Origin of the sequence: Endozoicomonas sp. Mp262, from assembly GCF_025643335.1 — a bacterium.
Taxonomy (GTDB): Bacteria; Pseudomonadota; Gammaproteobacteria; order Pseudomonadales; family Endozoicomonadaceae; genus Endonucleibacter.
This window is the reverse complement of sequence record NZ_CP092489.1, coordinates 2,537,965-2,561,603: the sequence shown is the minus strand read 5'-3', so window position 1 is coordinate 2,561,603 and position 23,639 is coordinate 2,537,965. Positions and strand designations below refer to the sequence as shown.

Genomic DNA, 23,639 nt, shown 5'->3' with positions numbered 1-23,639 from the left:
CAGGCCGGTTAACCCACCCACACCCGGGCATTACGGAACATCCGCATCCAGGGCGCATCTTCTTCCCAGTTATCCGGATGCCAGCTATTCTGAACTGTCCTGAACACCCGTTCCGGATGCGGCATCATAATAGTGACACGACCATCCCGGGATGTCAGGCCCGTAATACCCTTTGGTGAACCATTGGGATTATAAGGATACCGGACGGAAGGCTCTCCCCTGTTATCCACATACTTAAGGGCAATCTGCCCGCGAACCTCCAGGCGATCCAGCTGACCTGCCGTGGAAAATTCAGCAAGCCCTTCACCGTGAGCCACAGCAATCGGCATACGTGCCTTTTCCATGCCACTCAGGAACAGGGAGTTGCTCTTTTGCACTTCCACCATAGCCACCCTGGCTTCAAACTGTTCCGATTGATTCCTGACAAAGCGAGGCCAGTCTTCAGTACCCGGAATAATCTCATGCAGTGCTGATAACATCTGGCAACCATTACAAACCCCAAGGGAAAATGAACCCCGACGTTCAAAATGGCCTGCAAACTGATCTCTCAAGCGGCTGTTAAACAGGATAGTCTTGGCCCATCCCTCACCGGCTCCCAGGACATCACCGTAGGAAAAACCACCGCAGGCTACCAGTCCCTTAAATTCATCAAGATGACGCCGGCCTTCCAGCAAGTCACTCATATGGACATCCACTGCCGAAAAACCTGCCCGCTCAAAGGCGGCCGCCATTTCAACCTGACCATTGACGCCTTGCTCCCGGAGGATAGCTACAGACGGACGAATGCCCTTGGCAATATAGGGCGCTGACGGATCATGGTTGATATCAAATGGCAAAGAGAAATGGAGGCCACCATCATGGTCATCAAGCAAGTTATCAAATTCCTGCCGGGCACAGACCGCATTATCCCGCAATGCCTGCATTCGATAACTGGTTTCAGCCCACCAGCGCTGGAATTTCACCCGGCTTTCACTTAACACAGACCGGCCATTAAAGCTGAATTGAACCCGCTGCCCCTGGTTCAGAGTACCAATACTATGGCTACAGGCGCCCAGCCCGTGCTGGGCCAGCACATCCTTCACCCGCCCCCGGTCCTGTTTACGAACCTGGATCACCGCACCCAGCTCTTCATTAAACAGCGCAGGAATAATCATGGACTCGGACCCCACCAGCTTATCCAGTTCAATGGCGATCCCGGTTCTTCCGGCAAAGGCCATTTCAACCAGGGTAGTCAGCAACCCGCCATCAGAGCGATCGTGATAAGCCAGAATACGTCTTTCATCCAATAACAGTTGAATCGCCTGGAAAAAAGCCTTGATGTCATCGGCAGAATCAAGGTCCGGCGCCAGACTTCCCACCTGTTGGTAGACCTGAGCCAAAGCGGATCCACCCAGCCGGTTTCGATCCCGTCCCAGGTCAATCAAGATGAGATCCGTATCCTCTTCCTGGTCAGATCGCAGCTCAGGCGTCACTGATTTACGAATATCAGTGACTGGCGCAAAGGCCGAGATGATAAGCGACAATGGTGAAGTGACGGTTTTGGCTTCCCCGTTTTCCTGCCACTGGGTACGCATGGACATAGAGTCCTTACCCACAGGAATGGTGATACCTAACTGTGGGCAAAGCTCCATACCCACGGCTTTAACCGTATCAAACAGGTTTTCATCTTCTCCGGGATGACCCGCTGCTGCCATCCAGTTAGCAGAGAGCCTGACACTGCCCAGCTTATCTATGGCAGTACAGGCAATATTGGTAATCGCCTCACCAATGGCCATGCGACCAGAGGCGGCAGCATCAATCAGGGCAACCGGTGTTCTTTCACCAATGGCCATAGCTTCACCGGTATAGCCCTGGAAGGATGTTGCCGTCACGGCACAGTCCGCCACAGGCACCTGCCAGGGGCCCACCATTTGATCCCTGCAAACCAGGCCGGTAATAGTTCTGTCACCAATGGTAATCAGGAAGTTTTTGCTGGCAACGGAGGGAAGCTTCAGTACCCGCTCTATTGCTTCCAGTAAATCGATACCTTTAAGGTTTAGCGTCTCTTTTGAAAACTCAACCCTGCTAATATCCCGGTGCATTCTGGGCGGCTTGCCCAGCAAAACATCAAGGGGCATATCCACAGGCCGGTTGTCAAAATGATCATCTTCAACCAGCAGATGTTGCTCCTCCGTGGCCTCACCTACAATGGCAAAAGGACACCGCTCCCGGAAACAGATAGCCTTGAATCGCTCCAGGTTTTCCGGAGCTACGGCCAGAACATAACGCTCCTGGGACTCATTACTCCAGATCGCCAGCGGGGACATACCGGGTTCATCATTATTAACCGCCCTGAGCTGGAAATGCCCGCCCCGACCACCATCATTGACCAGCTCAGGCAAGGCATTGGAAAGACCACCGGCGCCTACATCATGGATAAAGCTGACGGGATTATCCGAACCCAGCTGCCAGCACTGATCGATCACCTCCTGACAACGGCGCTCCATCTCCGGGTTATCCCGCTGCACACTGGCAAAATCCAGTGCTTCCTGTCCTTCACCAGAATGAACCGATGAAGCAGCACCACCACCCAGGCCAATTTGCATGGCGGGTCCACCCAGGACAATCAGGCTGGCACCCACAGGGATATCGCCTTTTTCAACATGCCCGGTACGAATATTCCCCATGCCACCCGCCAGCATAATGGGCTTGTGGTAGCCTCGCACCTCATAACCTGCTGGGCCTTTCACCTCAGCCTCAAAGGTTCGAAAGTAACCGCACAGGTTAGGCCGGCCGAACTCATTATTGAACCCGGCACTGCCCAGGGGGCCATCCAGCATAATATCCAGTGCTGATACAATACGCCCCGGCTTGCCATAATGGGTTTCCCATGGCTGAATAAAACCCGGAATATTAAGGTTCGACACGGAAAACCCGGTTAACCCCGCCTTGGGCTTGGCACCTCGTCCGGTTGCCCCTTCATCCCTTATCTCACCACCGGCACCGGTTGCTGCACCGGGCCATGGAGAAATAGCCGTCGGGTGATTATGGGTTTCCACTTTCATCAGGATATGGACATCTTCATCAGAATAGCCATACTCCCTGGAGTCAGGAACCGGATAAAAGCGCCTGGAAGAGAAGCCCTTAATAACGGATGCATTATCTTTATAAGCGGATAAAATACCTTCGCTGTGCATTTCGTGGGTATTTTTGATCATCTTGAACAGGGATAAGTCCTGTTCCTCTCCATCAATGGTCCACGAGGCATTGAATATTTTATGGCGGCAGTGCTCGGAGTTTGCCTGGGCAAACATCATTAGCTCAACATCGCTAGGGTCACGCTCCAGCTTTTTGTAATTGTCTACCAGATAATCCATCTCATCATCAGCCAGTGCCAACCCTAAATAGCTGTTGGCATGTTCTAACGCAGAACGACCCTCTGCCAAAACCGGTACGGTGGATAAAGGAGCCGGTTCTGATTCACTAAACAGTTGTTCCGCCAAGGCTAAATCAGAGAGCACTGTTTCCGTCATGCGATCATGAAGCAAACCCGCTACCTGTTCTTTCTGACTAATAGAAAGCTCGCTGCTTTCGGCATCTGCCACAGTAAGATAATAGGCAATACCCCGCTCAACCCTTTTTACCGACTCCAGCCCACAGTTATGGGCAATATCCGTCGCCTTGGAGGACCAGGGAGAAATAGTACCCAACCGGGGTACCACCAGAAACAGCTCACCTGATTTCTCTGTGGGTTTTTGCCGGGAACCATAGGTGAGCAACCTCTTTAGTACATTGGCCTGATTACCATCAAGGTCTGAACACGTTTTGATAAAGTGCTGGTATTCAGCGGTGACAGCTGTAATTTCTGGCACCTTGGCTTGCAGGGTCTTTAGAAGTTTCTGGACCCGGAATGGGGAAAGTGCTGGGTTGCCGCGTAATATCAGCATATAAGGGCCTGTCCTCGGGCTTAATGATGCTGTTGCAAGAGCCATATAGCACAACGGGATGATCTGGAGGGAAAACGATTACGCTAAACGCTTTTGCTACAGCCAATTAACTCAGGTGGATTAACTGGGCGCTATGATAATCGAAACAGGCCTTCGGAAACCAGCTATTCCACTGGAGTTATACCCCCTAACTCAACCTCAAACGCTTTTTCTCTTCTTTAATCTGCTTTCTCCTCATCTTAAAGAAATCACTGATCACCTCACTGCACTCAGCCTCCAGTATCCCTCCCAACGATTCAACCCGGTAATTCATCTGGGGTTGCTCGAGCACCTGGGTCACACTGGCCACCGCCCCCGCCTTAGGTTCATAAGCACCAAACACCAGCCGGCGAATCCGGCTATGGATAATCGCCCCGGCGCACATAGTGCAGGGTTCCAGGGTCACATACAGATCACAGTCAACCAGGCGGTAATTGCCAATAACCCTGGCGGCCTTTTCAAGCACCAGAACCTCGGCATGGGCCACGGGGTTACAGCCAGAAATGGGCTGGTTATAGGCCCGGGCTATGATTTCATTATTTCGCACCACAACAGCACCCACTGGCACCTCGCCATGGGCTGAACCTTTTTTTGCCTCAACCAGGGCTTCTTGCATCCAATGGCAGTGATTATCATTTGTCACTTGGAATCCTTATCGGGACACTATATTCAAGTGTCGCCATGATTTTGTCGACTAAACACAAAGAAACAAAATAAAGTATGTTAATGGGCAGGATTTCACAACCTAACTTGAAAGAGCGATATATACTAAAAGTTAGTTTATCTATTACCTGTTACTGATTTGCTACCAGCGGAGGGTATGGTCGATGTCATTCAAGCAGAATGTCGAAGAAAATCTACAACACTTTGCACAAAGCATCGGGCTCGGTGAATTGAGCCTTAATGAGCATGATGCCTGTGGACTTTGCTTCGATGACACCTTAGTGGTCAATATGGAATACCTGGAAGAAGATGAAGCCCTGGTATTTGTTGCTTCAGTCAAACCTATGGATGCCCATGACACAGGAAAGACAGCCCTTTACGAAACCCTGCTTTCTTTCAATTTGCAACACCATAGTATGCAGGGTGCATTCCTGGCATTAAACCACGACAAGACAGAAATCCTGTTGATTCGCTCCATGATGGCATCAGTGGATTACGGCACCTTTGAGTCTACCCTGGAAAAGTTTGTTAACACCCTGGAATGGATTGTGGGTGAGATTGAATCCGCCAAACAGAATGGTGGCACCAGTGGCAACGGCAATGGTCCGGGAGCAAACCAGCCAGCACCCAAACCACCTGCCGGCGGACCTGGCGATATGGGTATGATGGTTTAGCCCTGTACTGGTCTAAACCTGATTTGGTAAGCCGTACCCGTCGTTTTTCCGAGAGAAGCCGTCGGGTTCAAATCCAATAAATCAGTGTATCGCCCTGCAAAAGAACACTACCCTATCCTGCCGCTTAAATGCTCAATAACCAGGACACATTCGAGTTAAATGTCGTAGAGAAATACCTCCTGCAGTATCGAATAGAACAAACGTCCACAAAAAAGGAGACCTGGACGTGAGCGATGCGCTGAACTACCTGACCAATTCTCTGCAAGATGCCGTTGAAGGCAGTCCTCTGGTGGATATCAGGGGACGAGTCACCGAAGTCCAGGGCATGATTATTAAAGCTGCCGTCCCCAATGTAAAAATAGGCGAACTCTGCAAGCTGGTGTCTCCCCAGGGAGGGCAATCCGGTTATGCGGAGGTGGTAGGTTTCCAGGAACATGAAACCGTACTATCCCCACTGGGTGATATCCTGGGCATCTCCTCCAGCACCGAAGTTATTCCAACCGGTAAAGTTCACCATGTGGGTGTAGGGCCTCACCTGCTGGGCCATGTACTTGATGGTATGGGCTACCCTCTTGATAAGGGTGCCTTTGACGGTATAGAACCTGAAGCCTGGTATCCGGTGTATGCGGACAGTCCCGATCCCATGACCCGGAAAATTATTGACCGCCCTCTTCCCCTTGGCCTTAAAGTAATGGACAGCGTACTAACCTGTGGTGAAGGCCAACGTATGGGGATTTTTGCGGCGGCAGGTGGTGGTAAAAGTACCCTGCTTTCCATGCTGGTAAAAGGTGCAGAGGTGGATGTCACTGTACTGGCCCTGATCGGTGAACGGGGCCGGGAACTCAGGGAGTTCATTGAACACGACCTTGGCCCCGAGGGCGTAAAAAAATCAGTAATTATTGTCGCCACTTCCGATAAATCATCCATGGAGCGCTCCAAGGCGGCTTACACGGCTACCGCAGTGGCAGAATATTTCAGGGATAGAGGCAAGCGCGTCTTATTATTGATGGATTCAGTGACCCGTTTTGCCCGGGCCCAGCGTGAGATTGGCCTGGCTGCAGGCGAACCACCCACACGACGAGGCTTTCCGCCCTCGGTATTTGCCACCCTGCCCAAATTAATGGAACGGGCAGGCATGGCCCAGATAGGCTCTATCACCGCTCTCTATACCGTACTGGTGGAAGGGGATGATATGACCGAGCCCGTGGCTGACGAAACCCGTTCGATTCTGGATGGTCATATTATCCTTTCCAGAAAGCTGGCCGCCTCCAATCATTACCCGGCCATTGATGTGCTTTCCAGCGCCAGCCGGGTTATGAATGCTATCGTCCCGGAAGAACACCTGGCTGCTGCCGGCAAGCTCAGGGAGCTATTGGCGAAGTTTGAAGAAATCGAGCTGCTGGTGAAAGTCGGTGAGTACAAGCCCGGTTCAGATGCCGTTGCCGATGAAGCCTTAAGCAGGATTGATGCAATCAGGGCATTTTTGCGCCAGCGCACCACCGAGTTCTTTAGCTATGACGATATCATTGCCCAGCTCAGACAAGTTACAGGTGTCTGATGCTCGACGAGCTACTGAGAGTCAAGAACATACGGGAAAAATCCGCCAGTGAAGAAGTCACCCGCTGTAAAAACCATCTTGAAATGACCCACCAGCAACTCAGGGACAGTGAGCAGGAACTGCAAGACTATATTGCATGGCGCTGTAAAGAAGAGCAGTTGCTATACGATAATATAATGAATAACGAAATTCGGCAGCATGACCTGGATGTATTAAAACAGAAGATCGCCCTGTTGCGAGAGAAAGACGCCGAGCTTGAACAGGCTATCGAAAAAGCAAAGAACAACGTTATTGAGGCCGAAGAGCAACTGGAATTAGCCCGGGAGGCCCACAAAAAAGCCCGGCAAGCTGTGGATAAATTCGAGGAATTTAAAAAAGTGCTCGATGAGGAGGCGGCAAAGGAAGCCCAGCGCATCGAGGATATTGAAATGGAAGAGTTTACTGTTCGTCCTAAGCGCTAGGAGGCCTTACCATGCAAATTGATCAAAACTCCGGTACACAGCAACAGCAGCAGAACAGCCAGGCCCAACAGAATCAGTCCAGCCAAAAAGTATCAGAAGATGAGGCCTCACGCTTTTCAAAGCAACTGGAAAAGAAAGACAGGCACAAAAAAGCCAGTTCAGGCCAGGAAGAAGAGCAGAAACTAGAGAACCTCTTCGCTGAGCGCAGCAAACAAGCCAAAGAACTGATGGAGCAGCGCCTTAAAGAGCAGAAAGACGGCCAGGGCGGTGGTGGCTCCCGCGAGCATATGATGGATATGGCTTTTGCCCAGATTCAGGATGCCCAATTCAAGTCTGATATACAGCTAAAAGAGATCCAGCATACTAAAAGCATCAAAGAAGTGGAGGCTGCCCTGCAAAAAATGGCTGACCAGATTCAGGTTTCGGCCAAAGATGCCATTAATGGCGCGGAAATACGGATATCCATTAAAGATAATATTCTACCAGGTACAGAAGTACGCATTCATCGTCACGGTGGAGAACTGACCGTCACAATGAACACCACCTCAGCAGAAACCCATAATTTACTGGCACAGCACGAAGCCAGCCTGCAAAAGCACCTGAATGACCGCTTCAGTAACGAGAAGGTCAACATCAACTTTAATATGGCGGGCGACAACGATGATCCGGGTGATGGCCGTTCACGCAACCAGTACACCCAGGAAGACGATAATAATAACGACGACAAAAAAACCGTATAGGTAATGCATGAGTGCCGAGCTTCAGGACCTTCCCAGGGTAACCTCAGCCCATGCTGGCTTGAGCAGGCTGTTAGCATCCCGGCAAACCCGTTTCAGGACAGACATTGCTTCCAGAAGCTGCGACCTGGAACTATCTCCCAGCCAGCAGCCCTTTATTTCCAGCTTTCTTCTGCACCTCGATATTAATGGCAATGCAATTACCATAGGATTGGATAACCAGGCCGTTACACTGCTACTGCCGGGTAAACTGGATCATCATGCCGTGACTGCCCTGCCCGATGACTTGCTAATGGCTGCACTCCACTACAGCCTGATCCCCAGCCTGCAGCAACTGTCGCAGTTATTCGGTGTTTCCATTGCCATGACTGGATTAGCACCAGTCCGGGAAGAGCTGGCTTCCGGCTTGACCATTACTGTGGACTATCAGGGAGAGATTTGTACCGCACGGGCCGCCCTTTCCGACACAGTCTGGGAGCTGCTCCATCAACTGCCAAGAAACGAACCGGAAGAAAAACCTGACATCCCGTTATGGATTGGCCTGGAGTTAGGCCGATCCCTTCTATCTAAGCAAGATATACAGGATCTTGAAACCGGCGATATTGTTTTCCTGCAGCAATATGTCAGTGGATCACAGCTTATAATACGGCTTAATGCCCAAACCTCCTTTCTTGGGGAAGCCGAAGACCACCAAATCACCATTTTGCAAAGGATCGCTCCCATGGATGACTCACAGGATATGTCTGAAGAACAGGCAGAAGAAACACAAGATGGTGTGAATCTATCCGATATAGCTGTTGAGCTACTGTTTGAAATCGGCCGCCAGCAATTCAGTATCGAGGATCTGGCGGCCATCAAGCCGGGTTATATTTTTGACCTTGAGCGCCCCATAGAACAGCCGGTGCGAATTCGGGCCAATGGCAAAGTTATTGCTGAATGCCAGCTGGTGCAAGTCGATAACAGGCTGGGTGCAAAGATAGCCCGACTGGTCAAGGAATAGATCATTAATTGCCACTGGATACCGGACCCAAGCTATGGACAGCGTTATTAGCCTGACAAGTCCTTTTTACCTGCTGCTACCACTGGTATTGATGTCGCTTATTCCCTTTTTTGCCGTTATGGGGACATCATTTCTAAAATTGGTAGTGGTCTTTTCTATCCTGCGAAATGCCACCGGTCTCCAGCAGATTCCCCCCAATATTGCCATGAATGCCCTGGCCATCATTCTCACCTTATATATCATGGCTCCGGTGGGCTACGAAGCCAGTGAAATCATTAAAAAGGAAAATCTGAGCTTTACGGTAGAAGATATTTCCTGGGTCAATAGCGTCAAAGCTGCTTCTGAACCCTACAGAGTGTTCCTGAAGAAAAACACCCACAAAAGAGAGCGGGGCTTCTTTTTAAAGACGGCTGGCGTACTCTGGCCAGAGAAATACCGGGAAGAGCTGGAAGAAGATGATTTTATGATCCTGATGCCGGCATTCTGTATCAGCGAACTGGCCAAGGCCTTTCAAATAGGCTTCCTGTTGTATTTACCGTTCATTGTTATTGACCTGATTGTCTCAAATATCCTGCTGGCCATGGGTATGATGATGGTGTCTCCCATGACCATCTCCCTGCCCTTCAAGCTATTGCTATTCGTCATGCTGGATGGTTGGACACGCCTGACCCATGGTCTGGTACTTAGCTATGGGTAGCGCCAGCCATGATTGATCCTGATATTATCTCCCTGACCGCCCAGGCATTATTGCTGACACTGTTGCTGTCCATGCCTCCTATTGTTGCCGCTTCTGCCGTGGGTCTGCTAATCAGTTTAATCCAGGCACTGACCCAAATTCAGGAACAGACCTTACCTTTCGCCTTTAAGCTGATCGCCGTAATCATCAGCATTCTGCTAACAGCCCGATGGATGGGAATTGAAGTCTATAACTACTCCCTGGCCATCATGAATCAGATACAGGGTCTCTGATCCATGGTTTTACCTGTTGCTGAAATAAAGGACTGGCTTTATGTTCTGGCCATGGGTTTACCCCGGCTGCTGGCTCTTTTTACCGTGCTACCCATGCTGCATAAGAAAGTATTAGGGGGCACAATGATTCGCAATGGCATTTGCATGTGCCTGGTATTGTTCCTTCACCCCATGATAGCGGGGGGAAAGCCAGAGCAGATTGCCATCATGCTGACAGCCGGGATTGTTATTAAAGAAGTCTTTATTGGTGCCCTTATTGGTTACTGCGTGGCCATCCCCTTCTGGGCCATGGAGTCGGCAGGCTTCTTTATTGATAACCAGCGGGGTGCCTCAATGGCCAGCACCATGAACCCCTTCTCTGGTTCTGAAACCTCACCTTTGGGCCTGCTTTTTTCCCAGGCACTTATTGCCCTGATGATGACCAGCGGACTGTTCCTGCTATTACTGAAAAGTATTTTCCTCAGCTATCAGGCCTGGCCAGTCTTTAGTTATTTTCCTGAGCTGAATATGAAGGCCACCCTGTTTTTCCTGAGCCAGTTCGACCTGATTGTCGCCCTGGCCATGTGGCTATCCGCTCCAGTGGTCATTTCCATGTTTATTACTGAATTCGGTATTGCCCTGATCAGCCGCTCAGCACCGCAGCTTAATGTCTTTATTTTAGCCATGCCCATAAAAAGTGGTGTTGCAGCTGCCATTCTGGTGTTTTATGTGGCCACCATGATGCACCTGGCCAGAAAATATATGATGGAAATTCCGGAGCTATTCCTCACACTGGGAGTACTCTGGCAATGAGTGGCGAAAAGACAGAAGAACCCACCCCCAAAAAACTCCGTGATGCCCGAAAAAAAGGCCAGGTTGCCAAGAGCAAAGAGGTCTCAGGAACCTTCGGTCTGATTGCTGTCCTGGTCACCATCTGGTTCATGAGTGATCGTTATATGGAAACCATTGAGGAAATGGTTTTACTGCCAGCGGAAGTCTATAACGAGAACTTCATGTTTGCGCTTAAAGTTGTGGTTACCGGAATTCTTGATCAATCTATTATTTTATTGCTGCCACTGGTTCTGGTAGCGATGTTTTCCGCCATTATCGGCAATGTCATGCAATTTGGCCTGCTATTTTCCGGGGAGTCTGTAAAGCCGGATATTAAAAAGATTGACCCGGTTCAGGGAATGAAAAAAATCTTCGCCTTGAAAAACCTGGTGGAGTTCTTTAAATCCATTATAAAAATTATTTTCTTATCCGTTGTCGTTTATTTTGTCATCAAGAACAGTCTCGGGGACATGGTCAACCTGCCTTTCTGCGGCACCAGTTGCATCTTGCCTGTAGCCGGGGAACTTATGAAAAAACTGCTGCTTTACTCGGCAGTGGCATTTATTATTATCGCGGTGCTGGATTATATGTTTGAACGCTATAATTTTATGAAGCAGCAGCGCATGACCAAAGATGAGGTCAAAAGGGAATATAAGGAGATGGAAGGCAGTCCGGAGATAAAAAGTAAACGTAAGGAAATTCATCAGGAAATCCTGAACTCCGCAGACAATACCAAGAAATCTGATGTAGTTATCAAAAACCCTACCCACCTGGCGATTGGATTACATTACAGGCAAGACAGTACACCCCTGCCGGTCATTATGGTTAAGGGGCGTGGAGCCCATGCCCGTTTTATCGTCAAAGTGGCGGAAAAAGAAGGAATACCGGTGCTTGAGAATGTTCCCCTGGCCCATGCCTTATTTGACGTTGATATTGCCGCCTATATTCCCGGAGAGCTGATTGAACCCGTCGCTGAAGTATTTAGATGGGTCCAGGAAATTAAGGAAGAAGAGAAGTATCAGGAGTAAAAAACGGGCAAATAATAACCAGTAAAGACTGTTAACCACTGCCGACTTAGCATCGTTACATTTGGGTTATGTGATAACTTTTGATCATCTAGGTAATAATTCTTATTGCTGATAATTCTACCTAAGAACAGACTAATACGATTGCCAGTCGATCCTATTTTTTTTAAGTCAGAAACTTTCAAGGTCGGCTGTTTAACCTATAAATGGTGGTGATCAAGCATGACACAGGATATCGATTACAGAATCGAACACGACCTTCTGGGTGACGCCAAAGTGCCAAGCAGTGCTTACTATGGTGTTCAAAGCCAGAGGGCTATAGACAACTTCGACATTACCGGTGTCAAACTAAGTCACTACCCCAATGTACCCCGTGCACTGGCAATGGTTAAGAAGGCCTGCGCCCTGGCAAACCGTGATCTGGGTATGCTGGAAACAGCTAAGGCTGAAGCTATTGCCAAGGCCTGTGATGAAATCATCGAAGGTGAACTGCACGATCACTTTGTGGTTGACATGATCCAGGGGGGTGCCGGTACTTCCACCAACATGAACGCTACCGAGGTTATCTGTAACCGTGCCTTGGAAATTCTGGGTTATGAGCGTGGCCAATACGATCACCTGCACCCAAACACACACGTTAACATGGCTCAGTCCACTAACGACGTGTACCCAACATCCATGCGTCTGGCCATGGTACTCAAGCACAAGAGTATGATTGACGCGCTTGAAAGCCTGAAAGCGGCTTTCGAAGCCAAGGCAGAAGAATTCAAGGATATCCTGAAAGTAGGCCGTACTCAGCTGCAAGATGCTGTACCAATGACCCTGGGTCAGGAATTCCAGGCATTTGCCACCACTATCGGTGAAGATATCCAGCGTATCTCCGACATGGCTGCCCTGCTCCGTGAAATCAACCTGGGTGGTACAGCTATCGGTACTGGTATCACTGCCGACAGCCGTTATGCCCCTCTGGCCGTCAAATACCTGTCTGAAATCTCCGGTGAAGAGATGATCCTGGCGGGTGACCTGGTTGAAGCCACTTCTGACATGGGTGCTTTTGTTATCTTCTCCAGCTCCCTGAAGCGTCTGGCGGTTAAACTATCCAAAATCAGCAACGACCTGCGTCTGCTGTCCAGCGGGCCTAACTGCGGCCTGAATGAAATCAACCTGCCAGAAATGCAGCCGGGCTCCTCCATCATGCCTGGTAAGGTTAACCCGGTTATTCCTGAGTGCATGAGCCAAATTGCTTACCACGTTATTGGTAATGACCTGGTTGTTACCATGGCCTCTGAAGCTGCCCAACTGCAGCTGAATGCCATGGAACCGGTACTGGTTTACAAGATTCTGGAATCCATCCAGCAGCTGACCAGCGGTATGCAAATGCTGGAAGACAAGTGCGTGAAAGGCATCACTGCCAACCCTGAAGTCTGTCAAGGCTACCTGGATCGCAGCGTTAGCCTGGTAACTGCCCTGAACCCTTACCTGGGCTACGAAAACTCCAGCCGCATTGCCAAGGCAGCACTGAAGAGTGGCCGTCGTGTTATCGATCTGGTACTGGAAGAAAAACTGCTGAGCGAAGAGCAACTGGCAGAAATCCTGAAGCCTGAAAACATGGTTGCCCCACTTGACCTGAGCGGCACTGTTCACTAAGAACTGGTATTCTGTCAGGATATTTCATAAACCTACCAGCCTTCCAGAATCCTGGCGGGCTGGTTGTGTTAACCCTGCCTTATATCATAACCTCAGCCTCCAAACCTGCATTCAAACACCTTTCAACAGAGGTTTCCTACACCCCCGAAAGAAGAAACAACAACCACAATCCGTCAAAAGCAGACAAATTCACACTCTTCCACCGTACTTTCCCTAGTTACATATTGGTATATATCGTCTAAGATGCGACGTTTCGTCAAGCTACTTTGAGTGGTTAATAATTACCACCTAAAAATGTGCGAAATATAGCCCAGGGCATGCGGACGACTGACTATAATCCACTGATTAAAGCATTATTGCTACTTGGTTGAGTTTTAGTGATTTAAGCGGGAATAGGCTCATAAGCCCAAACGTCTGCTACACTTATGACCCAATTCCATAGCCGTTAAGCATTCCAAATAGACGCACTAAAGCATGGCGATTTTTTGACCTACGACAAAATTAGTCTAAATTGCAGTAAAAAACAGCCTGATCATCAGGTAGAGTGTAGAGTAATGATGAGAAGACTCTTGGTTACTCTTGAAAAAGCCCGCATTCAGTCAGGTTTATACTGTACTTTATGGATTAGTGGCACAGGTCAAATAAACTGATTGGTAAGCCAGGCCTATATTAAGCCTGACGGCACTTGTTTTATTTTAATACACGGCTATTGCACACAGTGGAGTCATTATGCAGCAACAGGACACCAAGAAAGAACCCACCGTATTCATCATCGATGATGACGAGGCTGTACGTGACTCGCTGAAAATGCTGATGAAGTCTGTCGGACAGGCAGTTGAAGCATTTTCATCCCCAGCTGACTTTCTTGAATGTTACGACGAAAACCGTCCAGGATGTATTGTTCTTGACATCCGTATGCCGGGCATGAGCGGCCTGGAATTACAGAGCAAGCTTAATGAAATGCACTGCATCCTGCCCATTATCTTTATCACAGGCCATGGTGATGTTCCTATGGCAGTACAGGCTATCAAAGATGGTGCCATGAACTTCATCCAGAAGCCATTCCGTGATCAAGAACTTCTGGATCTGATTAATGATGCGCTCAAGCTGGATACCCAGCAACGCAGGGAATTACTGGAACACAAGGAAATCCTCCGTCGCCTGTCTACCCTGACTGACCGGGAGCGTGAAGTTCTGCACCATGTTGTAGAAGGCAAAGCTAACAAGGTGATTGCAGCTGATATCAACCTGAGTCAGAGAACAGTCGAAATCCATCGCTCACGGGTTATGGAAAAAATGGGTACCAAATCTCTTGCCCACCTTGTCAGGCAGGTTATGCAAGTCAAAGAGCACCTGGAAGGTGAGTTTAACTTCAAATAATTGATGCCCTGGCTTTTTCCCCTTTGAGTCAGGGTTACTACCCTGCCCCCAAAGGGGCAATAGCTACCCCAAGAGATGAAAAAACAATGCAAAACTGAACAACCGCACCTGTCAATCTACGCTTAGGTACTCCCCGAACAACGTCAAGTACATCCCTCCATTCAGCAAACCCCACACTAATCCTAAACTCGAAAGCCAAGAGGTGCTTGATAACCTTTTAGGAGCAATCCATAGAAACCCAGAGGGTATGACAACATCAGATCTGCATTGATCTCTGCTGTTCAGTTCCGGGCATGTAACCTGAACAATAGTTATTCCACTTGTTTATAGGGATATGGCCTGTACTCTGTACTGGAATTTCAGCTAATTTGGCATGCTATAGATTTTTTATATTTCCATAGCCGCTGAAACAAGCTAATCAGATTAAGGATTAAAAAGCTCAACTTTATACGTGAAAACTATTTCCGTACTAAACCATGCCATCAAACAAAGTGATGGAGACGACCAGCTACACACCTGTGCTCATGGAGCCACTGTAGCTGCTAAACAACCGAACATCGGCATTGATCACCCATTGTATAGCAAGGCTGCTCACATGAATCTGGCGACACCAACAACTGTTTATCTGCTTGAGCAAGATACAGCAATTACAGATACCATTCGCAGTCTTTGTGAGGAAAAGTCTCTAAGCCTGCACTGCTTTCAGTCAGATAACGAGTTGCTGGAAGCTATAGAGTCCACACAACCTTTGTGTATTATTGCTGCTAATGACAAGCCAAGGGGACAAGCCCTGACGCTGCTGACCCTATTGAATAACCGGGAAGTGCCGACTCCAGTTATTATTCTTGGTCATCATAGTGATGTAGCCAGCGCTGTCGCCGCCATCAAGGCCGGTGCTATTGATTATATTGAAAAGCCAACCATTTATGGTCGGCTGTCAGAACATTTTAATCAGGTTATCAAACGATACGCCTCAACTGAGGTGGCATAACCCGGATTGCAGGGCAGCAGCATACTCATCCAGCTTATCCAAAAGCTGCCGTTTACCCGGCTGGGTATGCTGAGACCTGGAAGCTTCCAGTTCTGTCGCAAACTCGGAGAAGCCAAACCGTCGTTCACCCGGTAGCGTCAATCTATCCTGACAAAACTTCAACCACTTCTGTCGTTCTTCCGTATCCAGCACCTCTGGATAGTGCCTGGCCTTGTATCTAAATAACATCTCATCCAGACGACGGTCCTTAAACGAAAGCTCCAAATAGCCCAACTGATCGGGAGGACAGCTGACAATTCGCCTCATACGTTCTTTATCATCGGGCGCGAAAAAACCACCCGAATACAGCATTAAATCAGGGTCACTCGCAGTTTCTACAGGAGATGAAGAAAACACCTGCTGCACCTTCTCAAATACATCCCCTCCTTTCAGTAACTGCTCTCTGTGACGAGCAAATACTTCCATATCCAGGTTTAATCGCTGACAGTCTTCCTTTCTTAAAACACTGACTGGAGCAATCACCGGACACTTGTTCAAGTGCACCACTTTTAAAGGAACCCGTTCAACGCCCTCCTCCAACTCATCTACCGGTGTAAAAAGCCGTTCCCTTATCTGGTCTGCCGTCAATTGCAGCAAGGGGGCAGGGTCAACGGATAAATCATAGACAATGATACCGTTGCGATTGAGCGGATGATCAGCCAATGGCACTACTATCGATAGACACTGGCGATCAGCCCCAAACATGCCTGAAACATGTACCACCGGTTTTTTCTGCACCGGATTCAAAAGCCCGGCCACGTCTCTCTTCCCACGATGCCTAAAGACAAAGTCATAGACTTTTGGCTGACGCTCTTTAATGAGTTTTGCCACCGCAATGGTTGCCCTGACATCAGACAGCGCATCATGGGCATCACCGTGATCAATACCGTTTTCCCTGGTAATTTCCTCGAGTTTGAAACTCTTATAGCCATCCTCCCTTAATGGCCAGTTAATGCCTTCTGGCCTTAAAGCCGCTGTTAACCTCACCAGATCAATCAAATCCCAGCGGCTGTTACCATTTTGCCACTCCCGGGCATAGGGGTCATAAAAATTACGGTACAGGCTATTCCGGGTAACCTCATCATCAAAACGAAGGGTGTTATAGCCTACCGAGCAAGTACCTGGCTGCATCATTTCCTGGTTAATTCGGGCAATAAAGGCCGGCTCAACCAGTCCTTTTTCATTCACCTCCCAGGGGTCAAGCCCTGTCACCATACAAGCCTCCGGATGGGGCAAGTGATCTTTAGGCAGCTTGCAATAAATATTTAAAGGCTCACCGATTTCATTTAAATCAAAGTCGGTGCGAATTCCGGCAAACTGTGCAGGCCAATCCATTGCCGGGTCAGTGCCAAAGGTCTCATAATCAAACCAGTAAAAGCTATTCACGTTATTTATGCCTGTTATTACGCCAAATTGAAAACACAAGTCTAAAGAGGGTAATCTAACAAAGTAGTGCCCAAAAGCGTTAATAGCCATATGATTTAATGACCGACCTAGGGGAATAGCCACAGACTTATTTCCCATCGACATTCCCTGTATACCTGACTGTATTTTACAAGAGGCTCAAGGAGACAATAACAATGCGAAAGCCCATAAGCCCTGGCCAGTACTTTTATGAAACCTACATCGAAGAGCATGGCCTTCTAAAGCCGGATATAGCCCGGCATATTGGTATTACCGAAAAGGCCCTGGCTAATTTTATCGGAGGCACCGTCCCTTTAAATGCCGAGCTGGCCTACCGGCTGGCAAAGGCCACCGGCAAACCAGCCAGGGACTGGCTAAATATGCAAACCAACTATGAGCTTTGGAAAAACAGGCATCTGGAAAATCTTAAGATTGACTCCATTGTCTAGCAGCTATCGGTTTTTCCTCAAAAAAGACTAAGCCCCTCAACCTGATCTATATCATGACTCAAAACCCTTTGTTTGATATATTTCAGCATTACCAAAATATCCCACGACTGTAGATTGATGAGCTCTCACCTGCCAGCAGAGCTCCTCCCCCTCTTCAGTTTTTTTTAACCGTATTTTCCTCACCTCTCATCAAGTCAACCTTATCTCTTTTTTTCGCCTTTCTGTAAAAGGACATTGAAATGAACTATAAACGTTTACTGTTGCCTGTAACCCTGGCGCTTTCCACCACTGTGATGGCTGGCGGACATCGTGAGCCCTATCAAGCCCAGACCCAGTTAATCAATAAGGCCTTCTCAGAGCAGCAGGCATCCACTCTTCGGGTGGCCACCTTTAATATGGCTGCCGGACGAGTATCATCCCTCACTGAAATTGCCAAAGCGATTAAGGCATTAAACGCTGATGTGGTCGCTATTCAGGAAGTTGATACATTAACGGGACGGAGCGGCAAGCTTGATCAAGCTAAAAAGCTTGCTGAACTCACCGGTTTGAATGTTAAATTTGGCCGTGCCATTGACTTTGATGGTGGGCAATATGGCCTGGCTATTGCCTCAAAATATCCCATTCTTAAAACAGCCGTCACCCAACTGCCATCGGGACAGCGGGAACAAAGGATTGCCTTTGAAGCTCATGTGGATGTACCGGGCTTTGAGGCTCCCATCACTGTTTTCAATACACACCTGGACACCAAAGAAGCCCCGGACATGCGGGTGAATCAGGTTCGAACACTTAATGACACAGCCATTGATACCCGTGGCATCAAAATTCTCATGGGGGATATGAATGATGTTCCTGAATCAGTCACCTACCGTGAGCTAACCCGTTACTGGAACCCGATATCTGATAAACAGGCCGACTTTAGAACCTGGCCTGCCGGAAACCCTGAAATCCAGGTGGACTATGTAATGACCGGTAAAGCTCAGAAATGGGCGATAAAAGAAGTTATCATCCCTCAAAATAATCAACAATATGGCAATATCAACTGGCCATCCGTTACCGATCATTTACCTATTATTGTGGAAATGAAAATGATGGAGCAGTAATTGGAGTTAGTACCCTATCTACTCCTGCCACTCTAATTGAACCTGCCCACGGCTGGCCTCTGACAACTGTCGTGTCAGTTCAGAGGTCAGTTCTCTGGAAACGGCAATGGTTATTGATACTTTTTCTCCATAACGACAATCAAGGATCTGCACCTGAAACTGATCAAAGTAATGGCGCACCATTTGTTCCCGGGCATATTCACAGGTCAGGGAACCTTCCTTTAGAGTAATACGCTCCGTCAGGGGCAACTGTTCACAGGCGGCCTGCACTGCAGAACTGTACGCTCTGACCAGCCCACCTGCGCCCAGCTTTACACCCCCGAAATAACGCACCACCACAGCAACAATCTCTCCAATTTTCTTATGCTGCAATACATTAAGCATAGGTCTACCCGCAGTTCCACCAGGCTCACCATCGTCATCAAAGCCCAGGGAATCCGCTGCATCAGGGGGGCCAGCTACAAATGCTGAACAGTGATGGGAGGCATCCGGGTACTTTTTCCGCAGAGAAGCAATAAATGCCAGAGCCTCTTCCCTGGTGCTTGCCTGACCAAGATAGGCTATAAAGCGACTTTTCTTAATTACAGTTTCAACGTCTATCGTCTGGGCGGGAACAGAATAGCTTGGAGACATGGACTACATCTTTAGAAGGGATTTAGCATTCACTGAAAGTAAAATATTTTTTCAGGGCATCAACAAGATCTATAATACCATGACCTGCGTTTAAAATACTGTAGCCGGAATCAAAATACTCAGGCCCTACATCAGGCTTGCACCAATGACATCGAGCATCAAAATCAATAATCACCTGACCATTGTCACCATCAGGTATGATGATTCGCATATTGTAAACAGCCCCTATTAAAACCGGTATACAGCTAATCAGCATTAGTCCATTGCAACTAATGTTGCCAATATTACCCATCTCACGCATCGTATTACGATTATACACAGTGAGATAATCATTAAGCTGATGACGTTTTATCGACCGGCGTTCCTTACCGTGCGGAGTCAAACCCATGGGCTAACAACCTTATCATATCTACAACACCATTAACTCTAGAAAGTCCTACCAAAAATATATTGAAGAGAGCCATATAAATACAACACTCGAAAACATTTTTATATTTGTTAGGGACTATTTTCCAGAACCCTTTTATTTTTTATCACCCCTCTAAGAAGCAATATTTGCTTCTCTGATGCCGACAGAGAAAGAAGCAGCCGTGATATTTGCTGCTCTTTTTCCTCCAGAAGTTCCTGATTAAAGAGCATTTGGCTGGATTTATCCAGATCCATACTTTCAGCCAACTCTATCCCATTCTTTATGGATTGTTCTTGCTCCTGAATCAATCGATTCTTTTCTTCCAGCTCTTTATCTTTTTCCTGTAACTGTTCTTTATATTTCATGGAGACTTCATTTAAATCCTGCTCAATTTTAGAGTTAGAGTTCTTTGCTTCCTGCAAATCACCATTAAGCTGATTAATAATTCCTTGATAATCTTCATGAACATCTTTTAATTCTTTACATTTAGATTTCAGATCACTATTTTTAGTTATGACTACTTTTTCTAGCTCGCCTCTATCTTCTTCATATTTTAAATGGAGTTTATTAATACTTTCTGACTGCTCAGCAAGCCTTTCCTCCATATCCTTTATGTATTCAGCCATTTCATTTATAGCATTTGATTTTTCAAGCAGCCATTTTTTCTGCATACTTCTCTTTTCTTCCATCTCACTTATTACTTTAAGAAGCCCATTTTTTTCCAATTGAAGCCCATTGCATTCTGATTCAGCTTTTCCAAGGGCTTCTTTCATTTCCCATATCAATTTTGACTGCCTTTCTATTTCATTCGCACGTTCACTATTATCATCACCCTGCCTTTCAGGCTCCCTTATTTCTATAGCATTCAGATTCTTACTCGCTTCAACTTCAGACATTGAAGCAACATGAGATATCGCAGCAGCATCTTCTGGCTCTGGAGATTCAGTACTTAAAATATCAGGCTCTGTTTCCAGAAACACCGGCTGTTCACCAGAAGACACTTCGTTATTCGCCAGGGACTCTTGAAGCAGTCCATACATGTGGTCATGTGCCTGGATAATTTCACCCGACTCCAAACCATGGTTAAAGCTCCCTGAAATTCCAGAATTAACCTGCATAGCCCAGCGGGTTACCAAAAGGGCCAGTTTATCAACGCCCTCATCACTTTCGCCCCCGGCATCAAGAAGTTTCTGGTGCAGATCAGTGGTGACAGGTCTGTACCTTAATGCCAACTGTACATCCAATGGCCTTAACACCATGTCAACATCATGCTGGCTATATGCGTCATCCAGCTCACCCTCAGAAATACCTGAGGATATTTCTCCACACTGAAGCATCTTTTGCTTCATCTGACTAACCAGATGGGTTAATGCACAATTAACAGAAGAGTACCTGGCAGGAGTGGCAATACTTATGGGTTCGCAATGGTCAAAATTATGGCGACTGTCCATATCTTCATGCGAATTCTGATTATTCAGTGAGTAGTCCATGATGAGTGCTTACTATTTAATGGTTAAGTATTAAGCTAAACCCCAATGCCCCAAAGCAATTTTCATAAAGCCTTATTATTCAGGCTAGCAAAATGCGCACCGGTATCAGCCCCAGTTGGAATATCAATTTACAATAAGAATTTCGGCAGATATGAAAATACTCAATTATGATCCACTGATTAATGATTAAAAAGATAAATAAACGCCTTAAAAACAGAAAATAATTCTCTATAACCAAACGTTTACTAACCGCGTACATAACCCCTGACGGATTTTTCCTTTAAACAAAACAGCGACAAAACTAGTCAAAAAACCGACTAGTGTCGCCAAACATCATGCTCTCTAATGGGACAAATTCCCTATTCTCTATTTTCGGCTCTCTCTATTTTTCGAACTTAAGTCCCGCTTCAGAAGATTGAGTCAACTCCCTGAAGGACGTCTCAAGCTGTAATAGCTGCCGGTTAACGCGAAGCCTGAAAGCATCCATTGACTTTTCAGCCTCAGCCTGTCGTTTTATCAATTTCTTTTGTTCTGCAGACAACCCTTCAAGCTGTTTTCTGTATTTTTCAAAAGACGCTGCCACCTCAGAACTGGCTGCCAACTGCTCAGAAGTCAGCGCCTTAAGCAGCTGATTCAACTCCTCAGCCCTGGCCTTTATACCACTGGCTTCAGCCACCGCCTTACCGGCTTGACCAGAAACTTTACCCACCTCTTTTTCCAGCTTATTGATGTGTTGCTCATTGGCACTGATACTTTTGCGGTTTCTCTTGTTTGCAAGATCCCACAGCTTTCTTATCTCACTATTCACTGTCTCTAATTCTGAACGAATAGCGGAGTCACTCTTGTTAAGATTTGCACCTGTTGCAGATACCTCTCCTGTCACAACGCCCAGCGCTTTTTTTGCTGCCCTCAGTTCAGCCCTCGCCTGCTCAAGATCACCCTGTACCGCGTTAATCTGCCAGTACTGCATAACCGCAACAGCAATCAAGGCAAGCAGTAAAAGCCATATCAATGGGCTTCCTGCCTTGCCACCTATGGATGTTTTTTTGGGACCTTTACCATCAGATGACTTACGCCGGCCGGGACGCTCATCAGCCGTTATGGATAAATCTGGTATATCGTTTGAAATGGCCGTACCCTCTCAAATTAACATTTTTACTGGCGGTACATTTTAGAAGAAGCCACCCTAAGCTCCAAGCACCGAATCCATTTACATGGCTATAAATCAGTTTTTCAAAAAAACCAAGCAAAAAAGTAGGATTCCATTAGAACACGCCATTGAAATACTGAATAATCACCCAATATACCCGTACATGGATTCGTGGTGATCCCGGTGGTACCATCGGGTTCCTGCAACTGCCGATCACTTAGTACGGCAACGGCTGATGAACAAATAACCGATCCAGCATCAGCCGGTATTGTGTACAGAAAATACAACCCAAGCGGAGACATCAAACATGGCTCATGAACTGCCAGCCCTGCCCTATGCACGTGACGCCCTTGAACCCCACATTTCCAGTGAAACCCTGGACTACCACTATGGCAAGCACCACAACACTTATGTGGTAAAACTCAACGGCCTGATTGAAGGCACAGAGTATGCTAATAAGAGCCTGGAAGACACTGTTAAATCCTCAAGCGGTGGCGTATTCAACAATGCAGCCCAAATCTGGAACCACACTTTTTACTGGAACTGTCTGAGTCCCAATGGCGGTGGCGAGCCTACCGCTGACCTGGCCGATGCCATCAATAAAGCCTTTGGTTCTTTTGAAGCATTCCAGAAAAAGTTCACCGAAAGCGCCGTGAACAACTTCGGCTCAGGCTGGACCTGGCTGGTGAAAAACACCGACGGCTCTGTTGAGATTGTTAACACCAGCAATGCCGCCACCCCACTCACCACAGACCAGAAGCCCCTGATGACCTGTGATGTATGGGAACACGCTTACTACATTGACTACCGCAACGTTCGCCCTGACTACCTGGCCGCCTTCTGGAAGCTGGTGAACTGGGAGTTTGTTGCAGCTAATTTTGCCGGTTAGTTTTTTTACTTATCCAATTAAGTTAGTAAATAGTTCTTTAACAGCGTCTATACCGCCTTATATGTGATCATATCAGGCGGTATCATTCCAAAAATTAATGGAATTATATCTCCATATGTTCAGCAATTCCCGCAAACCAGATTCCGGCTGGCACATTTTCAGTTAATTAAAAATGATTTTATCGCGGATGAACAGA

22 protein-coding genes are annotated in these 23,639 nt (G+C 47.6%); 15 read left to right on the top strand and 7 right to left on the bottom strand.

The window, feature by feature from the left end; all coding sequences use genetic code 11:
* Nucleotides 1–8: 8 nt before the first annotated feature.
* Together purL and tadA are read right to left on the bottom strand one after the other, a co-directional pair.
* A complete protein-coding gene (purL, locus tag MJ595_RS11345) occupies nt 9–3,926 on the bottom strand; it encodes a phosphoribosylformylglycinamidine synthase (protein WP_263322401.1) in 3,918 nt (1,305 codons plus the stop codon).
* Between the two features lie 187 nt (nt 3,927–4,113).
* The gene (gene tadA / locus MJ595_RS11340) at nt 4,114–4,608 is read right to left on the bottom strand and encodes a tRNA adenosine(34) deaminase TadA (protein WP_263322400.1); all 495 of its coding nucleotides are present in this window, start codon (nt 4,606–4,608) and stop codon (nt 4,114–4,116) included.
* 184 nt (nt 4,609–4,792) lie between these two features.
* Here tadA and MJ595_RS11335 point away from each other — a divergent pair, with 184 nt between their 5' ends.
* The 12 genes from MJ595_RS11335 (at nt 4,793) to MJ595_RS11280 (ending at nt 15,880) form a co-directional block, all read left to right on the top strand.
* Complete coding sequence (locus MJ595_RS11335) at nt 4,793–5,302, top strand: type III secretion system chaperone (protein ID WP_263322399.1); 510 nt, start codon at nt 4,793–4,795, stop codon at nt 5,300–5,302.
* Nucleotides 5,303–5,528: 226 nt separating this feature from the next.
* Nucleotides 5,529–6,860 (top strand): type III secretion system ATPase SctN, encoded by a 1,332-nt coding sequence (gene sctN / locus MJ595_RS11330; RefSeq protein WP_263322398.1) that lies wholly within the window; start codon nt 5,529–5,531, stop codon nt 6,858–6,860.
* Nucleotides 6,860–7,321, top strand: a complete 462-nt coding sequence (locus tag MJ595_RS11325; RefSeq protein WP_263322396.1) for a type III secretion protein — start codon at nt 6,860–6,862, stop codon at nt 7,319–7,321. The genes sctN and MJ595_RS11325 overlap by 1 nt, the downstream gene beginning before the upstream one ends.
* An 11-nt stretch (nt 7,322–7,332) precedes the next feature.
* Nucleotides 7,333–8,061, top strand: coding sequence for a type III secretion HpaP family protein (locus tag MJ595_RS11320; protein WP_263322394.1), 729 nt, complete (start codon nt 7,333–7,335; stop codon nt 8,059–8,061).
* A 7-nt stretch (nt 8,062–8,068) separates the two neighbouring features.
* On the top strand, nt 8,069–9,058 hold the full coding sequence (gene sctQ / locus MJ595_RS11315) for a type III secretion system cytoplasmic ring protein SctQ (protein WP_263322393.1): 990 nt from the start codon (nt 8,069–8,071) through the stop codon (nt 9,056–9,058).
* 34 nt (nt 9,059–9,092) lie between these two features.
* The gene (gene sctR, locus MJ595_RS11310; protein WP_263322392.1) at nt 9,093–9,755 is read left to right on the top strand and encodes a type III secretion system export apparatus subunit SctR; all 663 of its coding nucleotides are present in this window, start codon (nt 9,093–9,095) and stop codon (nt 9,753–9,755) included.
* An 8-nt stretch (nt 9,756–9,763) separates the two neighbouring features.
* Nucleotides 9,764–10,027 (top strand): type III secretion system export apparatus subunit SctS, encoded by a 264-nt coding sequence (gene sctS, locus MJ595_RS11305; protein WP_263322391.1) that lies wholly within the window; start codon nt 9,764–9,766, stop codon nt 10,025–10,027.
* 3 nt (nt 10,028–10,030) lie between these two features.
* Nucleotides 10,031–10,819 carry a type III secretion system export apparatus subunit SctT gene (gene sctT / locus MJ595_RS11300; protein WP_263322390.1) on the top strand — a complete coding sequence of 263 codons (789 nt, stop codon included), beginning with the start codon at nt 10,031–10,033 and terminating at the stop codon, nt 10,817–10,819.
* A complete protein-coding gene (gene sctU, locus MJ595_RS11295; RefSeq protein ID WP_263322389.1) occupies nt 10,816–11,865 on the top strand; it encodes a type III secretion system export apparatus subunit SctU in 1,050 nt (349 codons plus the stop codon). Before sctT ends, sctU begins: the two co-directional genes overlap by 4 nt.
* Nucleotides 11,866–12,084: 219 nt before the next feature.
* Nucleotides 12,085–13,509 carry an aspartate ammonia-lyase gene (locus MJ595_RS11290; protein WP_263322388.1) on the top strand — a complete coding sequence of 475 codons (1,425 nt, stop codon included), beginning with the start codon at nt 12,085–12,087 and terminating at the stop codon, nt 13,507–13,509.
* 729 nt (nt 13,510–14,238) lie between these two features.
* Nucleotides 14,239–14,889 carry a response regulator transcription factor gene (locus MJ595_RS11285; RefSeq protein WP_263322387.1) on the top strand — a complete coding sequence of 217 codons (651 nt, stop codon included), beginning with the start codon at nt 14,239–14,241 and terminating at the stop codon, nt 14,887–14,889.
* A 451-nt stretch (nt 14,890–15,340) separates the two neighbouring features.
* Complete coding sequence (locus MJ595_RS11280) at nt 15,341–15,880, top strand: response regulator (RefSeq protein WP_263322386.1); 540 nt, start codon at nt 15,341–15,343, stop codon at nt 15,878–15,880.
* Here MJ595_RS11280 and sbcB read toward each other — a convergent pair.
* Nucleotides 15,863–17,443 (bottom strand): exodeoxyribonuclease I, encoded by a 1,581-nt coding sequence (gene sbcB, locus MJ595_RS11275; RefSeq protein WP_263322385.1) that lies wholly within the window; start codon nt 17,441–17,443, stop codon nt 15,863–15,865. The two genes, MJ595_RS11280 and sbcB, sit on opposite strands and share 18 nt — an antisense overlap.
* Before the next feature lie 56 nt (nt 17,444–17,499).
* Here sbcB and MJ595_RS11270 point away from each other — a divergent pair, with 56 nt between their 5' ends.
* Nucleotides 17,500–17,772, top strand: coding sequence for a HigA family addiction module antitoxin (locus tag MJ595_RS11270; protein WP_263322384.1), 273 nt, complete (start codon nt 17,500–17,502; stop codon nt 17,770–17,772).
* Nucleotides 17,773–18,011: 239 nt separating this feature from the next.
* Nucleotides 18,012–18,872, top strand: coding sequence for an endonuclease/exonuclease/phosphatase family protein (locus MJ595_RS11265; protein ID WP_263322382.1), 861 nt, complete (start codon nt 18,012–18,014; stop codon nt 18,870–18,872).
* 18 nt (nt 18,873–18,890) lie between these two features.
* Here the strand turns inward: MJ595_RS11265 and MJ595_RS11260 are convergent, their stop codons facing one another.
* The 4 genes from MJ595_RS11260 to MJ595_RS11245 all read right to left on the bottom strand — a co-directional run bounded on the left by MJ595_RS11260 (nt 18,891) and on the right by MJ595_RS11245 (nt 22,416).
* On the bottom strand, nt 18,891–19,505 hold the full coding sequence (locus tag MJ595_RS11260; RefSeq protein WP_263322381.1) for a YigZ family protein: 615 nt from the start codon (nt 19,503–19,505) through the stop codon (nt 18,891–18,893).
* Nucleotides 19,506–19,527: 22 nt separating this feature from the next.
* On the bottom strand, nt 19,528–19,893 hold the full coding sequence (locus tag MJ595_RS11255) for a hypothetical protein (RefSeq protein WP_263322380.1): 366 nt from the start codon (nt 19,891–19,893) through the stop codon (nt 19,528–19,530).
* Between the two features lie 110 nt (nt 19,894–20,003).
* On the bottom strand, nt 20,004–21,263 hold the full coding sequence (locus MJ595_RS11250) for a hypothetical protein (protein WP_263322379.1): 1,260 nt from the start codon (nt 21,261–21,263) through the stop codon (nt 20,004–20,006).
* A gap of 523 nt (nt 21,264–21,786) precedes the next feature.
* Complete coding sequence (locus MJ595_RS11245) at nt 21,787–22,416, bottom strand: hypothetical protein (protein ID WP_263322378.1); 630 nt, start codon at nt 22,414–22,416, stop codon at nt 21,787–21,789.
* Nucleotides 22,417–22,861: 445 nt separating this feature from the next.
* On the opposite strand from MJ595_RS11245, the gene sodB reads away from it, so the two are divergent.
* Nucleotides 22,862–23,443, top strand: coding sequence for a superoxide dismutase [Fe] (gene sodB / locus MJ595_RS11240; RefSeq protein ID WP_263322377.1), 582 nt, complete (start codon nt 22,862–22,864; stop codon nt 23,441–23,443).
* The last annotated feature ends 196 nt before the right edge of the window (nt 23,444–23,639 follow it).